General features: G+C 70.3%; 12 protein-coding genes. 3 read left to right on the forward strand and 9 right to left on the reverse strand.

The annotated features are described in order from the left end of the window. Positions 1–106 precede the first annotated feature (106 nt). From NFR93_RS09755 to NFR93_RS09775, 5 genes are read right to left on the reverse strand one after another with little or no spacing between them, the layout of a single operon-like run. Positions 107–2,821: an alpha-L-rhamnosidase gene (locus NFR93_RS09755; RefSeq protein ID WP_251452612.1), complete on the reverse strand. Its 2,715-nt coding sequence runs from the start codon at positions 2,819–2,821 to the stop codon at positions 107–109. Between the two features lie 22 nt (positions 2,822–2,843). After that, positions 2,844–3,716 carry a fumarylacetoacetate hydrolase family protein gene (locus tag NFR93_RS09760; protein ID WP_251452615.1) on the reverse strand — a complete coding sequence of 291 codons (873 nt, stop codon included), beginning with the start codon at positions 3,714–3,716 and terminating at the stop codon, positions 2,844–2,846. Continuing rightward, the gene (locus NFR93_RS09765; protein ID WP_251452627.1) at positions 3,713–4,588 is read right to left on the reverse strand and encodes a fumarylacetoacetate hydrolase family protein; all 876 of its coding nucleotides are present in this window, start codon (positions 4,586–4,588) and stop codon (positions 3,713–3,715) included. Before NFR93_RS09765 ends, NFR93_RS09760 begins: the two co-directional genes overlap by 4 nt. Before the next feature lie 26 nt (positions 4,589–4,614). Beyond that, positions 4,615–5,406, reverse strand: coding sequence for an SDR family NAD(P)-dependent oxidoreductase (locus NFR93_RS09770; protein ID WP_251452630.1), 792 nt, complete (start codon positions 5,404–5,406; stop codon positions 4,615–4,617). A gap of 27 nt (positions 5,407–5,433) precedes the next feature. Further along, a complete protein-coding gene (locus NFR93_RS09775) occupies positions 5,434–6,237 on the reverse strand; it encodes an SDR family NAD(P)-dependent oxidoreductase (protein ID WP_251452632.1) in 804 nt (267 codons plus the stop codon). A gap of 117 nt (positions 6,238–6,354) precedes the next feature. Between NFR93_RS09775 and NFR93_RS09780 the strand changes: the two genes are divergently transcribed. Together NFR93_RS09780 and NFR93_RS09785 are read left to right on the forward strand one after the other, a co-directional pair. Then, the gene (locus NFR93_RS09780) at positions 6,355–6,909 is read left to right on the forward strand and encodes a carboxymuconolactone decarboxylase family protein (RefSeq protein WP_251452634.1); all 555 of its coding nucleotides are present in this window, start codon (positions 6,355–6,357) and stop codon (positions 6,907–6,909) included. A gap of 39 nt (positions 6,910–6,948) precedes the next feature. Next, positions 6,949–7,764 carry an IclR family transcriptional regulator gene (locus NFR93_RS09785; RefSeq protein WP_251452636.1) on the forward strand — a complete coding sequence of 272 codons (816 nt, stop codon included), beginning with the start codon at positions 6,949–6,951 and terminating at the stop codon, positions 7,762–7,764. 4 nt (positions 7,765–7,768) lie between these two features. On the opposite strand, the gene NFR93_RS09790 is transcribed toward NFR93_RS09785, so the two are convergent. The 4 genes from NFR93_RS09790 to NFR93_RS09805 are packed head-to-tail and all read right to left on the reverse strand — an operon-like array spanning position 7,769 to position 12,279. After that, complete coding sequence (locus tag NFR93_RS09790; RefSeq protein ID WP_251452639.1) at positions 7,769–8,656, reverse strand: alpha/beta hydrolase fold domain-containing protein; 888 nt, start codon at positions 8,654–8,656, stop codon at positions 7,769–7,771. After that, the gene (locus NFR93_RS09795) at positions 8,653–10,905 is read right to left on the reverse strand and encodes a family 78 glycoside hydrolase catalytic domain (protein ID WP_251452642.1); all 2,253 of its coding nucleotides are present in this window, start codon (positions 10,903–10,905) and stop codon (positions 8,653–8,655) included. Before NFR93_RS09795 ends, NFR93_RS09790 begins: the two co-directional genes overlap by 4 nt. Positions 10,906–10,940: 35 nt before the next feature. Then, the gene (locus NFR93_RS09800) at positions 10,941–11,729 is read right to left on the reverse strand and encodes an alpha/beta hydrolase (RefSeq protein ID WP_251452645.1); all 789 of its coding nucleotides are present in this window, start codon (positions 11,727–11,729) and stop codon (positions 10,941–10,943) included. Between the two features lie 4 nt (positions 11,730–11,733). Then, the gene (locus NFR93_RS09805; RefSeq protein ID WP_251452648.1) at positions 11,734–12,279 is read right to left on the reverse strand and encodes a quercetin 2,3-dioxygenase; all 546 of its coding nucleotides are present in this window, start codon (positions 12,277–12,279) and stop codon (positions 11,734–11,736) included. Positions 12,280–12,434: 155 nt separating this feature from the next. Here NFR93_RS09805 and NFR93_RS09810 point away from each other — a divergent pair, with 155 nt between their 5' ends. Then, a complete protein-coding gene (locus tag NFR93_RS09810; protein ID WP_251452649.1) occupies positions 12,435–13,346 on the forward strand; it encodes a LysR family transcriptional regulator in 912 nt (303 codons plus the stop codon). The last annotated feature ends 15 nt before the right edge of the window (positions 13,347–13,361 follow it).

A 13,361-nucleotide genomic window follows, 5' to 3' on the forward strand; every position in this document is an offset into this window, starting at 1 on the left:
CTGCGAACAGTCTAGCTCCTCTCACCCTGTGACGCGTGCGCACGTGCCCCCCGCGTGCGGGGGATTCACGCACGCGGGGGAGGCGTGCGCACGCGACCCCTCGGACTCAGCGGGGAGAGGCGGGAGCGAACGACGGCCGCTCGTGGACGCTGGTCCCGGCCGGGAGCGGGACCGTGTCGCCGCCGAGGCGGAGCTCGGCTGAGACGCCGTGGGGGACGTCGACCTCCAGCGAGATCGCGCCTCCTGCCCGGCTCCAGGCGACGGCCAGGCGCCCGTAGGGGGTCGTGACGTGCGCCGACACGCGACCCACGCCGATGTCGACAGCGGGTTCGATGACGGCGGTGCGGTAGCCCGGCGAGGTGGGCCGGATGCCGGCGACGCGCCGGTACAGCCAGTCGTCGACGCTGCCGGGAGCGTAGTGGTTCATCGACATGGGCCGGATCGAGCCGTCGGGCGCGATGGCGTCCCACGTCTCCCAGAAGGTCGTCGCACCGCGATCGACTTCGTACAGCCACGACGGCATCTCGGACTGCCAGAGCAACGTCCGCGCCACATCCGGATAGCCGTGATCGCACAGGACGTCCAGCAGGTGGGGTGTCGAGAGGAACCCGGTGTCGAGGCGATCGCCGCGCGCCCGGACGAGCTCGACCAGCCGCGCCGCCGCCGCCGGCCGCCGCTCGGGAGGCACCATGTCGAAGGCCAGCGCGAGGACGTACACTCCCTGCAGCCGGACCGGCAGGTCGCCGCGATCGTCGATGTACTCCGCCGCGAAGGCGGCCCGCACCTGGTTCGCGCGCGCGGCGAGGTCGTCGGCGTCGTCCCGGTCGAGTACCCGCGCGATGCGCGCCGCGATCGTCAGCGTCTGCGCCTGGAACATCGGCGCCACGAGTTCGCCGGTGAGCGCCGGGGCGATCATGATCGCCTCGTGGACGGGCTTGCCCTCCATCGTGCTGGGAGTCAGCCAGTCACCGAAGTGCAGACCGGCGTTGTAGAGGAGCGCCTGTCTGCGCCGCCGCTCGGGCGTCAGCTCCTCGGCCTCCAGCGAGGACGGCAGCTCGGCTGCCGCGGCCGTCCGCTGGTACTCGATCCAGCGACGAAGCGCCTCCTCGTTGTCCTCCAGCACGCGCCGGTCGCCGAATCGCTCGTACAGCACCCAGGGCACCGTCGCGATCGCGTCGCTCCACCCCGCGGACGCGACGATCGCGCCGATACCCTGCGTCGTTGCAGCGGCCTCGGCGTCGAAGGGCGAACGCGGCGAGAAGATGGGGATGCGGCCGTCCGGCAGCTGGTCGGCGCGCAGGTTGTCCAGCCACCGCGCGAGGAAGGGCACCACCTGGGCGTTGTTGCTCGCCGCGCCGACGAATGCCTGAAGGTCGCCGGTCCAGCCCGCCCGCTCCCGCTGGGGGCAGTCGGTGGGCACCGACAGGAAGTTGCCGCGCTGGCTCCACACCGCGTTCTGATGAAGCCGGTCCAGGCGCACGTCGGACGTGGCGAACGAACCGGTCTGCTCGAGGTCGCTCGCGATCACGACGGCGACGATGTCGGCGGCGTCGAGGGGTGCGCTCAGTCCTGAGACCCGCGCGTAGCGGAAGCCGTGGAATGTGAATTCCGGCTCCCACTCGACGACATCATCGCCGGCCGCCACGTAGACGTCGGTCTGCTCCTTGTTGATGCCCGCGATGTTGTCGAACCAGGTCCCGTCGACCGCCAGCGTCTCGGTGTGCTCGATCCGGATGCGCTGACCGGGGGATGCTGCGCGCAGCCGCAGGCGCACGCGGCCGGCGATGACCTGTCCGAAGTCGACGACGGCACCCTCCGGCGTCGGGGTGACCGTGAGCGCCGGCAGCTCGCGCACCCGGCGGATGGGCTCGCCGGTGAAGGGGCGCAGGACGCCGCGATCATGGCCGGGTGTGGTGACCGGCATCCAGTCGGCATCGTCGAAGCCGGGACGATCCCATCCGATCGGCACGCGGCGGCTGTCGTAGTGCTCGCCGACGAAGAGATCGGCGTACACCCAGGGCCCGACCGCGCTGCGCGCATCCTCACCCGACGCGACGACCTCGCGAGCGCCGTCGCCGTAGTCCAGATGCAGCTGCCAGATCGCCGCGGTGCGCGTGCCGAACTGCGCGCTCGACCCGGTGAGGCCCAGTCGTCCGGCCCACCAGCCGTCGGCGAGCGCGATGCCGAGCACGTTCTCGCCGGCGGCGAGCGCATCGGTCGCGTCGTAGGCCTGCACCGAGATACGGTGCTCGTAGGCGTCCGACCCGGGAGCGAGCACCTGGTCGTCGGCGCGTCGTCCGTTGAGGAATGCCGAGTAGACCCCCCGCGCGGTCGCGTAGAGCCGTGCGCGCACGAGCCCTTCGCGCACCGTGAACCGCTGGCGCAGCAGCTGGGGCGGGCGCAGCCGCTCCTCGGGCGGCGTGTCGGGTCCGAGACCGCGAATCCAGTCGAGGATGCTCCACCGCTCGACGACCGCGTCCTGCTGCGCAGGCTCCACCCACTCGGCGGTCCAGTCCTCGGGGTCGAGCAGGGCCGTGTCGAACGCGGCGGACGCCCACGGCGTCCACCCGCCCGGCGTGCGACTGCGCACCCGCCACGTGTAGGCGGTGTTCGAGGCGAGCTCTTCGCCGCCGTAGGCGACGAGGGAGATCTGGGCGCTCTCGACGACGCCGGTCGCCCAGACGGTGCCACCCGCGGTCGCCACCTCAAGCTCGTACCCCTCCTGACGGTGGTCGACGATCCACGAGAAGCGCGGATGCCGCGTGCCGACGCCGATCGGCGCACGCAGGTACTCCACCCGAAGCTCGCGGCAGGTGCTCATCCGACCGTCTCCCGTCGCCGGCTCACCGTGCGGCGGTGAACCGCGTGGTCAGGGCGCCGATGCCTTCGATCTCGCTGACGAGGACGTCGTCCGGCCCGATGAACCGCGGCGGGGTGCGGCGGTTGCCGATCCCCGACGGGGTGCCCGAGAAGATGAGGTCGCCAGGCAGGAGGGGGCAGACCGCCGAGAGGCGCACGATCAGCTCGGGCACGTCATAGAGCATCATCGACGTCCGCGAGGACTGCATGCCCTCGCCCGAGAGCGAGCAACCGATCGCCAGGTCGTCCTTGTCGGCGAACTCGTCGGGCGTGACCAGCCACGGCCCGGTCGGACCGAAGCCGGGGAATGACTTGCCGAGGCTGAACTGGGGTGCCGAGCCCTGCAGTTGGGTGATCCGCTCCGAGAGGTCCTGGCCGATGGTGAGACCGGCGACGTGATCCCACGCCCGTTCGCGGTCGACGCGGTGGGCCTCGGGCCCGATGACGACGACGAGCTCGACCTCCCAGTCGACGTTGCCCTCGGGGAGTTCGACCACGGCATCCGGACCGACGATCGATGTCGGGAACTTCGTGAACGTCACCGGCATGGAATCCGGCGGGTATCCGGCCTCGGCCGCGTGCTCGGCGTAGTTCAGGCCGATGGCGAACACCTGGCGCGGGCGCGGGACCGGGGCTCCCAGCCGAGCGATGTCGAAGTCTTGGCGCGCGGCATCGCCGGCACCCGACGACCGGGCCGGGTCCTCACGGACGGCCGAAGCCCACGCGACGAACCCCTCCCACTCGTCGAACAGCGATTGCGGGTCGGGACCGAAGCGGCCGTCCGAGGCGTCGTGGACGTCGACCGCGCCGGCCTCGAGGACGAGGACGGCGCGGCCGGCGAGATTGGCGAGCTTCACCAGTCGACCCGCTGCGGGGCGGGCTCGCCGTAGCGGTCCTCCCACGAGATCACGGTGTTGCGGAGGGTCCCGATGCCGGTGATCTCGGCCTCGATCTCGTCGCCGGGCTTGAGGTAGAAGTCGAAGGGGTTCGGCTGCACCGCGGCCACGCCCGAGATCGTGCCGGTGGTGATGATGTCACCCGCGCTGTAGATCTGCGGCGAGTGGTAGGCCACCAGGTGAGGGAATTTGATGCGGGTCTGGTTCGTGTTGCCCTGCTGGCGCACCTCGCCGTTGACGCGCAGCTGCATCGGCAGTTCGTGCATGTCGGGAACTTCGTCTCGCGTGACGATCCACGGGCCGATCGGGCAGAACGTGTCGATGCCCTTCGAGAAGGAGAAGACACCCGATTCCATCTCTTTGCGCTGGATGTCGCGCGCGGTGATGTCGTTGAACACCGTGAACCCGGCGATGTAGTCGTCCGCCTCGTCGGGGCCGAAGAACTTGCCCGGCTTGCCGATGATGATGCCGAGCTCGAGCTCGTAGTCGAGTTCTTTCGTGAGGCCCTCGGGGTAGACGATGTCGTCGTCCGGTCCGATGATCGCGTCGACGTTCTGGAAGAACACGATCCCCTTGTGCACCGGGTGGGACCAGTCGACGGCGGTGAGCTCGTTGTGGTGGTCGGCGAAGTTGCCGGCTGTGTGGAAGAACTTCTTGGGGCGGATGGGCGCCTCGAGCTTCACGTCGGCGTAGGCGAGCCGCTCGCCGGTCTCGCGGACGTCGCCGCCGCGCTCGAAGTACTCGCGGGTCGAGGGCACGTCCAGTTCGAGGACCACGCCCTCTTCGAGCTCGAGACGACCCACGCGGCCGCCGTCGAAGGTGATGAGTTTCATGTTTCTCCTTGGTTCGGCGTCGGCGCTCAGGCGCCGACCATGTTGAAGCCGCCGTCGGCGAGCAGGTACCCGCCGGTGAGGTGGGCGGACTCGTCGGTGGCGAGCCACAGGCACGTTCCGGCGACGAACTCGGGTGGCGGGATGACGCCCATCGGCGTCTGCGAGATGAGGACTTCGCGCCGGCCGCTCTTCCAGTCCTCGCGTTCGAGCAGCCGCTCGGTCTCCATGAAGCCGGGCGCGAAGGTGTTGACGCGCACCGCGGGGGCCAGCACCTTGGCGTAGGACTTGGTGATCCCGAGGATTGCGTATTTCGCCGCGGCGTACTGCGGGGCGCGGGGCGACCCGCGCACGATCACCGTCGAGCCGACGTTGATGATGTTGCCGTGGCCCTGCTCGAGCATGCGCTCGCCGAACTCGTGCGTCATCAGCAGCGTGCCCTTGACGTCGACGTCGACGACCGCGTCGAGCGCCTCCTGCGTCAGATCGCGCCACGACATCTGCTCGCTCGAGACGTCGCCGACGTTGTTGACGAGCACGTCCAGCACCCCGAACGCGGCGAAGACCTCGTCGGCCATGCGCTTGATCTCGGCCCACGAGCCGATGTCACCCTGCACGAGGATGCCGTCGCTGCCGGCTTCGCGAATGCGTTCGAGGGTCTTCTCGGCGCCCGCCTTCGACGAGCGGTAGTGCACGGCGACGCGCCCGCCCTCCTGGGCGGCGCGCACGGCGATCTCGGCACCGAAGCCGGTGCCGGCACCCGTGACGAGCACGGTCTTGCCCGCGAAGCGCGGGTAGATCTGCGGTGTGGAGTCGGTCATATGTCTCTCCTATCGTCCTTCGTCGTCTCAGACCAGCGTCCGGCCGCCGTCGATGTACATCACGTGGCCGGTGATGAACCCGGCGTGACGCGAAGACAGGAACAGCGCGGGCCCGGTCAGCTCGTCGGGGGTGCCCAGGCGGCCGGCGGGCACGAGGCTTTCGAGGTCGGCGCGCTTGCCGGGCTTGGCCAGTTCACCCGCCGTGAGCGGGGTCTCGATGTATCCGGGGGCGAGCGCGTTGACCGTCACACCGGACGACGCCCACTCCCGCGCCATGACGCGCAGCAGCTGATTGATGCCGCCCTTCGACGCGGCGTACGGGCCGTGCGAGTGGTGGGCCAGCAGCCCCGAGACGCTCGACAAAGCCAGCACGCGGCCGTAGCCCTGGGCGACCATGTGTCGTCCTGCCGCCTGGGCGAGGCCGAAGACCGACGAGAGGTTCACGCGAAGGATGTGGTCCCATTCGTCCTCGGTGAACTCCAGGATCGGGCGACGGTCGTTGATGCCGACCGCGTGCAGCATGACGTCGAGCCCGCCGAGACGCCGGACGACCTCCGCGACGACGCGGTCGCCTGCGCCGTGCTCGGTGAGGTCTGCCTGGATCAGCTGGTACGCCGCGCCGGCGGCCGCGAGCTCGCCACCGAGTGCGTCGAGCGTGCGCTGATCGCGGTCGACGACGGCCACCCGTGCGCCGGCTCCGGCGTAGGCGCGAGCACAGGCACCCCCGATGCCGCCGGCGCCGGCGATGAGAACGCGCGCGCCGTTCAGGCCCAGCCAGTCCGCGGCGGAGCTCGGGTCGTGCGTGGTCAACGCTTCGGACGTGGTCGACATGCGGCTTCCCTGCCTCTTCGCGATTTACAGAGCGAAAGTTGGTTTCGCTGAATGAACATAACCGCTAGAGTGGGGCGTGTCAATCGCGGCGGTTCGCGTCGCAGAAGTGAGGTCAGCATGCCGCCGCGCGTCCGAGGCCTCGCGCCCGCCGAACTGACGACGGAGCAGAGCGCCCTGTACACCGCGATCACGTCGGGGCCCCGATCTCGCGGGCCCCAGCACTTCGCCCTCAGCGCGCCCGACGGGTCGCTGCGCGGTCCGTTCGATCTGATGCTCCGCTCCCCCGCCGTCGGCGCCGCGCAGCAGGAGCTGGGCGCCGCGATCCGCTACCGCACCGCCCTCACCGACCGCCAGCGCGAGCTCGCGATCCTCCTCGTGGCAGCCCGCTGGGACAGCGCCTTCGAGCGCGAGTCGCACGAGCCGGTCGCCCTCGCCGCAGGTTTCAGCGACGACGACCTCCGCGCGATCCGCGCCCAGGACGTCTCGGTCTTCGGCGACGACGAGCACATCGTCGGCGTCACCGTGTCGGCACTCCTGGACGGCGATTTGTCCGACGACGAGTGGGGTGCGGCATCCGCAGCCCTCGGCCCCGAGGGGGTCTACGAGCTCACGGCGCTCGTCGGCTACTACGGAACCCTTGCGCTGCAGCTGCGGGTGTTCCGGGTCGGGTGAGATTGCCCCGCCCCGTCGCAAGAGATACGGTTTCACACCATGAAAGCCGACGAGTCCGCTGAGGTGGGCGGAGAAGCAGCCAAGACCGGCAGCCGCTATCGCATCGAGGCCCTCGCGAAGGGGCTCGATGTGCTGCGGCTCTTCGACGAGACGGTCACGACACTCAAGCTCCGCGAGATCTGCGACCGCACCGGCATCCCGATGCCCACCGCGTTCCGGGTGGTGGCGACCCTCGAAGAGGGCGGCTATCTCGAACGCCTGCCCGACGGCAGCATCCGTCCCGGCGTCTCCGTGCTGCTGCTCGGCTCGGCCGCGCTGCGCGGATCGAGCCTGGTCCAGCTGAGCGAGCAGCCGCTGCGGCACCTCGCCGAGGAGTCCGGCGAGACCGTCAACCTCGGCGTACTCGTCGGCGACCAGGTGCTCTACCTCGCGCGGCTGCGCAACTCCGACCTGGTGACCGCGAACATCCAGGTCGGCTCCACCCTGCCGGCCGCCTACACCTCGATGGGCAAGCTGCTGCTCGCCTACCTCAGCGAGGCCGAGCTGAAGTCGACGCTCGCGACCCACGATTTCGGGGCGGATGCCGGCCCCAACGCCGCACGATCGCTGAAAGAGCTGCGTGAACGGCTCGCATCGATTCGCGAGCAGGGCTACTCGCTGCAGGATCAGGAGGTGGCGGCCGGACTTCGATCGGTGTCGGTGCCGGTCTTCGGCCGCGATGCGGCCAAGCCCGCGGCGGCGATCAATATCGCGGTCGCCTCGTCGCGTCATGACGTCGCGTCGCTCCGAGGCCCGCTGCTGACCCGGCTGCGAACCACGGCCGACGAGATCTCGCGACTGCTGCGCGCGACCTGAGTCGTCACCGTGCCCGGACGGCATGCTCGAGCAGCTGCAGGGTGTGCTCCGCCGCCGGGTGGCCGATCTCATTGAGATAGCCGTGCATCGCGCCGCGCTCGCGCACGACCCGGACGTCGACGCTCGCCGCCGCCAGCTCGGCCGCGAACGCCTCGCCCGAGGGCCGTAGGCTGTCGAGCTCGGCGTTGACGATCAGCACCTCCGGCAGGCCGACGAGGTCGTGTCCGCCCGGGAACGCGTAACCGTCGGGGTCGTGACCGTCGGGCAGATAGTTGCGGTTTATCGCCGCCCGGCTCTCGGGCGTGAACAGGCGCGCCGGCGGAACGCCCTCGAGAAGCTCGGCGGTCTCGTCGTTCGGGTCGAGGATGCCGTCGTGAAGCGACGGGTAGACGAGCGCGAGCACGCGTGGCGCCGTCGTACCGCGGTCGCGCAGCCGCATCGCGGCACCCGCAGACAGGTTCGCGCCGGCGCTCGCACCGCCGAGCGAGACGCGCTCGGGGTCCGCACCGTAGGTGCGCGCGTTCTCCACCGCCCAGTCGAAGGCGGCGACGATCTGCAGGTTTGCGACCGGGAAGCGCGCCCGGGGGCCCGCCGCCTCCATCTCGGCGCGGATCTCTTCGGGAGAGGGGATGTCCGCGTCGGGGTCGGGCGGGCCGAGCACCTCGAGCGCGTCGAGGGGCGCCAGCGTGTAGTCGACCGAGACCACCGTGATGCCGGCGGCGCTGAGACGCCGGCCGACCTGATCGGCTTCGGGCATCTCGAGCGTCCCGAACATGAACGCGCCGCCGTGCAGCCAGACGAGCATCGCGCCGTTCGGCTCGGAAGCGGGATAGACCCGCACCCGGAAGTCGTGACCGCCACCCTGCAACGCCACGTCGTGTGTCTCTGTCATGCCATCACTCCTTCACTCGAGGCGCGGACGTGGGTGCCCGCACCGAGGACTTCTTCCTTCCGCCCCGGAAGTCGCAGCACGGCCTCGGCCCCCGCGGGCACGGTGACCTCGACGCGCATTCCGGCATCCCCGAGATCCCACCGCACCGCCGCGCGTCCGTAGGGGGTCTGCAGACCCGTCTCGGCCCACGTGATCCCGCCGCCGGGCTGCGGCGCGATCAGGATGCGACGGTAGCCGGGTTCGAGCGGCGCGAGTCCGCCGACCGTGCGGTGCATCCAGTCCGCGACAGCGCCGAACGCGTAGTGGTTGAAGGAGGTCATCTCGCCGGGGTTGATCGAGCCGTCCGGCAGCATCGAGTCCCAGCGCTCCCAGATGGTGGTCGCACCCATCGTGACGGCGTACAGCCATGACGGCGCTTCGCGCTGCAGCAGCAGGGCATAGGCGTCGTCGAGGTGCCCCGTCGTGGTGAGCGCGTCGCACACGAACGGGGTTCCGGCGAAGCCGGTGCTGATGCGATGGTCCGCCGCACGCACGAGTTCGGCGAGGCGGTCGCCTGCTCTCCGGCGGTCGGCGTCGTCGAGGAGTCCGAAGGCGATCGCGAGCGCGTACGCGGTGGCGCTGTCGCTCTCGACGCGGCCGTCCCGCACGTACCGGGCGCGGAACCCCTCGCCGATGCGGTCCCGCAAGGCGGCGAACTCCGCCGCGTCCGCGGACTCACCGAGGATCTCGGCGGCTTCCGCCACCATCGTCGCCGTCCGGAACGCACTGGCCGTGGCCACCACTTCGGCCGGGGCTTTGGACTTGCCCGGGTCGTCGGCGGGGGCGTCCGGGTCGAGCCAGTCACCGAATTGGAAGCCGGTGTCCCAGACGGCGTCGGGAGCCAGCGCGGCGGCCACGCTGCGGGTGTGCGCGGTCATGAGCGGGTAGGCCTCGCGCAGCGTCCGCTCATTCCCGTAGGCCTGCCACAGCGCCCACGGCACCCACACCGCAGCGTCGCCCCATACGGCGGTCGCGCCGGGCTCGGGAAAGCCGGTGTCGAGATACTTCATGACATTCGGCACGACGACGGGCACGGAGCGCTCCGGGGTCGCCCGCCGCTCGAGCTCGACGTCGACGAGCCAGTCGGCCAGGAACGACTCGACGTCGCCGAGGAACGCGGCGGTCGGGGCGAACACGGCCAGATCGCCGGTCCAGCCCAGGCGCTCGTCGCGCTGGGGGCAGTCTGTGGGGACGCTCAGGAAGTTGCCCTTCATGCCCCAGGCGACATTCTCATGCAGTCGGTCGAGCTCGGGATTCGAGCAGGCGAACGATCCGATGGGCTCGATATCGGTGCCCACCACGACGGCGGTGAGCGCCGACGGGTCGAGGTCGCCCGGCCAGCCGGTGACCTCGGCGTACCGGAAGCCGTGGAAGGTCAACGTCGGCTCGAACACGTCGTCGCCGCCCGACAGGATGAAGCGATCGGTCGCCTCGGCGCGCCGCAGGGGGCGCGTGCCGAGTTCGCCGTGCTCGAGCACCTCGGCATGACGCAGCACGATCTCGGTGCCGACCGGTCCCGAGACCTGCACCCGCACGAAGCCGACGAGGTTCTGGCCGAAGTCGACGAGCGTCTTCCCGGCGGGCGACGTCCAGATGCGCTCGACGGCGCGCTCGCCCAGCCGCCGCACCGCGGGCGAGGTGCGGGGGACGAGCCGCTGCGGGTCGACCTCGACCGTCGCGACGGCATCCCAGCCGGAATCGTCGAACCCGGGATGCTGCCAGCCCGAGTCCCCGAGCCGCGCGTCGATGGTCTCGCCGTTGTAGAGATCGTCGGCGAGAACCTCGCCCGTCGACGCCCGCCACGAGCCATCGGTTCCGACCGTCTGCACGTGGCCGTCTGCGAACTGCACTTCCAGCTCGGCATAGCCGGCGCGTTCGTCGCCGTACACCGCGCGCTGGCCGGTGAACCCGAGCCACCCGCGATACCAACCGTTGCCGAGCCGCAGGGCGATGACCGTGCGTTCGGTGACGGCATCCGTCACGTCGTGCTCGATGACCCGCACGCGCCATTCGTAGCTCGTCCATCCGGGCGCGAGCAGCTCGTCCGAGGTCGGGATGCCGTTCACCCACGACTCGACGACACCGAGAGCGCTCGTACGCAGCGTCGCCCGGGCGACCGCGCCGTGGCCTTCGTCGAGCGCGAACTCGCGGCGCAGCAACGGCGCAGCGTCGGTCGGATGCAAGGGGGCGATCATCGTCGCGTGAGTCATGGTGGTCCTCTCGAGGTCGTGCGCGCGGTTCGGGTTCAGCCGGCGGTGACGCGGCGGGCGAAGGCGAGGGCACGGTCGAACAGCGCGTCGGTGTCCCCCAGTCCCTGCCAGAAGTGACGGCCGTCCGGCACCGGGTGGAAATCGACCGGCACGGCCGCAGCGCGCAGTGCCTCGGCCAGGGCCTCGCTCTGCGCGATCGGCACGTGCTCGTCGGCCGTGCCGTGCGAGATGTGGAAAGGGGGCGCGCCAGGGTGCACCTGCAGGACCGGCGAGGCTCGCCGCGCGGCATCCGGCAGCTGCGAGGCGGGCGCGCCGAGCCACCGCGCTTCGCGCGTGTCTTCGAGCGCATCGCCGCCACCCGGACGGGCGCTGTCGTGCGCAGCCATCGCGAAAAGGTCGGTGGGCCCGAACCAGTCCACGACGCCGGCGATGTCGTCGCGGTCGAGTGCGGTCAGCGCGGCGAGGGTGGCTCCCGCCGACACTCCCCACAGGACGACGCGGGATGCGTCGACCCCGTACTGCGCCCCGTTCGCGCTCAGCCATGCGAGTGCGGCGTCCACGTCCTCCAGCTGCGCGGGGAAGCGCGCCTCGCCACTCAGCCGGTACTCGCACGATGCGACGGCGAACCCGGCGTCGACGATCCGGTCGAACGAGCGCGCGTCGCTGATGCCGGGCGTGAAGACCTTGCGGCTGCCGCGCAGCCACCCCCCGCCGTGCAGGAACACGACGAGGGGGGCGGCGGCGGTGCCGGGCGTACGCAGGTCGAGCGAAAGCGGCCGGAACCCTTCCGGCTGCGCGAAGTCGACGTCGAGGATCGCGGGCACGGCCTCAGTCGCGGAACTGGAACTCGGGCATGAACTGCGTCCAGTACTTCTCACCCGCGGCACGCATGACGGCGAAGTCCGGCACGAACACTCCCTGCGGCTCGGTCGCGTCGGTCTTCTGTCCGATGGCGTGGAAGAAGCGCTCGAAGCCGGCGCTGCCCGCACCGAAGACCGTGGTGGTGTTCTCGATCTTGAAGGCGTGCACGATGCCGATGGGCACGAACGCGAAGTCGCCGGTGACGAGGGTCGTCTTGCTGTGGTAGTCGGCCTGGTCGTCCATCCACACGGTGATCTCGCCGTCGACGACGTAGAAGAACTCGTGCGTGCGGTGGTGGATGTGCGCCGGGATCCGGTCGCCACGAGGGGCCTTCATGGTCCACGCACCGTACTGGTCGTCGGTCTCATCACCCGAGGCGAGGATCTCGAAGAGCTGGTCGAAGACCATCGACTTCTCACCCTGACCGTTGCCGAGCACGTAGGGCTTGGGTGCGGCCGGGAGGATGCCGGCGAAAGGCACCTTGTCGGGGTCGGCGGCAGGAAAAGTGGTCATGCTTACCTCCTTGTAAGTTCACGGATGCCGTTAGGCAGAGGGGCGCTCGGATCATTCCGGTTCGGCGCTCCAGACTCGTCAAGTCTCGCGGGAGGACGGGTGGACAGGAAGTTCGAGCTTCCTACCCGGCGTTAGCCTCAGGCTAAGATCTGGCCATGGACGTACCCATCCATGTGATCCGTTACTTCTGCGTGCTCGCCGAAGAGCTGCACTTCGGTCGCGCGGCGGAGCGTTTGAGCATCACCCCGCCCTCGCTGAGCCAGCAGATCAGTCGCCTCGAGCATCAGCTGGACGTCAAGCTCTTCGATCGCAACCCCCGCAAGGTGGAGCTCACGGCTCGGGGCCGCGAGCTGCTCCCGCTGGCTCGCAGGGTGCAGGACGACCACGATCAGCTGCTGAGCTGGGGCCGTTCGATCCGTCGTGACCGTGACGCGCCCGTCCTGCGGGTGGGCGTCGTGGCCGCCGGCGCGGGGACGCTCACGACGGCGGCGATCGCGGCCACGATGCAGTCGGTGCCGCAGGCGCGCATCGAGATGCGTCGGCTCGGATTCTTCGACGTCGCCGAGGAGCTCGAGACGGGTCAGGTGGACGTGGTGTTCGCCCCGTGGCCGATGCGGCTGCCACCTCGCGTGCGCGCGGAGCCGCTGTGGCGCGAACCTCGTGTGCTGGTCGTCCGCGCCGACCACCGCTTCGCCGGGCGCGCGGGCATCTCGATCCTCGACACCGGCGACGAGAAGTTCGTCTCCGTCGCCAACGGCCCGTCCGACGTCGTCGACTGGTGGCTCGTCGATCCGCGTCCGGACGGTTCGCGGCCCCAGCGCGGCCCGACGGCCGACAGCGTCGAGGGGCTCCTCGAACTGGTGGCCGCGGGGGCGGGCGTGAACATCGCCGGCCAGTCGGCGAGCCAGCACTACCGCCGCGAGGAGCTGTCGTTCATCCCGATCACCGATATCGAACCGGCGACCATCGTGCTGTGCAGCCTGAACGACAGCCCCAACCCGATGGTCACGGCATTCCGCGAGACCGCCATGGAGCTGTCGCCTCTGGTCGACGCGACATTCCACTGACGTCGCGGCGCCAGG

Source organism: Microbacterium sp. Marseille-Q6648, assembly GCF_943181415.1.
Taxonomy (GTDB): domain Bacteria; phylum Actinomycetota; class Actinomycetes; order Actinomycetales; family Microbacteriaceae; genus Microbacterium.